Consider the following 1,340-nt stretch of genomic DNA (forward strand, 5'->3'; position numbering starts at 1 on the left):
CATACCGCGAGAGAAGGCACCCCTGTTTCATGCCCGGGAGTGGATGAGTATTGTGCCCGATGAGCGAACGGGAGGCTGACCGCATGGCGAGTACGGCGTCTGTCCAGAAAATTGTCGGCCCTGAACTGAACTCTGAATTCAGGAACTGAAGAACGAATAAAACTCATCGAGGGTAGTATCTTCGCAGTAGGCAAGATGATTGGTTTTTTGAGCAATGTGTCGGGATAGGTTCTGGAAAGAAGGAATCTGACTCAAATGGTCGTGCTGAGGCTGACCCCGATAAGCTATTCTTTGTTTTAGGGTCTCCGCATTCGCCTGGCAGTAGATGATCTTTAACGGAAGCGATGGGCTGGCGAGTCTTATGGTGAGATATTGGTCTAGAAAGTGCTCGGGTCGTGAATGATGGAGCGCGAGTCCGACAATAGCTTGGGTAATCGATTCATCGAATAATACATAACGTGGCAAGTGGCGTGGAGAGGAGGATTGGATCAAGGCGATATCTAGGCATGACCGGTAAAGAAGGTGTACACGTCGGGTGATACAAGATGTGTTGCCCGATAGATTTGAGAGCTCCCTGTGGGCATGTTCGAGAATAGGATGCAGGTCTTCCTGACGTTCAGATAGCGCGGACCAGGCAGTAGCTGGGAACAGGTTGTCAGCCAAGGGGTATCGGAGTGTCGGTATGGAACAAAGCACCTTGTAGGAAAATGCTGCAAAGGCGGACTTGGAGTGAATTGAATTGGCAATTCGGTTTGCCTTGGCTTTCGGTGCCCATGCGGTGAGAGCCGGGGTCTTTAGCTTGCGGGGTAGCTTTCGAGCGAGAGTGGTTTTTCCAGAGCCAGGGGCTCCGATGAGTTCGATGGCGTCAGGAAGTTTGGGGTGCTTGTGATCGCTCATTAGTCGTTCGCGTTTTCGGGTTGATTTATAGATGGTGTTGGTGTTCGTTTTCAAGGATAAATTGAAGCTGGTTAGCGCGTTCGTGCCAAGTGTCAGCCTTGAATTCTATTGTGTTGGTGCGCTCTTTATGAATAGCGGCAGCCCAAATTGCCTGCGCGAGCTCGGATGGTGACTGCGGGCTGTAGGTCGCGATTACTCCATCCGGAAGTGGGTGTCGTGAAAATGCACTAGTGCGGGCGGCAATGACGGGTGTTTTGCACGCGAGCATTTCGTGAAGTTTCTGTGGGTAGCAGTGTTCGCCAAAAGTGTTGGTCCGGTTGGTTATTACAGCTATATCCAGTGCATTGAATAACCAGTTAACCTCCCCTAGGGGGACTTGACCGAGATCATATGTGGGCGTTTTTCGCGGGCGATTCCAGCTGGAATCGCGTGCGCCTGCCACG

Annotated in this window: 2 protein-coding genes; both read right to left on the bottom strand. The window is 51.6% G+C overall.

Features of this window, described 5'->3' with window-relative positions; translation table 11 throughout:
- Positions 1-138: 138 nt before the first annotated feature.
- Positions 139-897, bottom strand: a complete 759-nt coding sequence (locus tag F620_RS15085) for an AAA family ATPase (RefSeq protein WP_081621804.1) — start codon at positions 895-897, stop codon at positions 139-141.
- Positions 898-922: 25 nt separating this feature from the next.
- Positions 923-1,340, bottom strand: a 418-nt coding sequence (locus F620_RS15615) for a glycosyltransferase (RefSeq protein WP_369773825.1), incomplete at its 5' end; no start/stop codon positions are given.

Origin of the sequence: Thioalkalivibrio sp. ALE11 (assembly GCF_000381205.1) — a bacterium.
In the GTDB taxonomy this organism is placed as follows: domain Bacteria; phylum Pseudomonadota; class Gammaproteobacteria; order Ectothiorhodospirales; family Ectothiorhodospiraceae; genus Thioalkalivibrio.

Excerpts from the sequence above, each read along its gene's own strand:
- F620_RS15085 (WP_081621804.1), bottom strand. The coding sequence starts at position 897 with ATGAGCGATCACAAGCACCCCAAACTTCCTGACGCCATCGAACTCATC.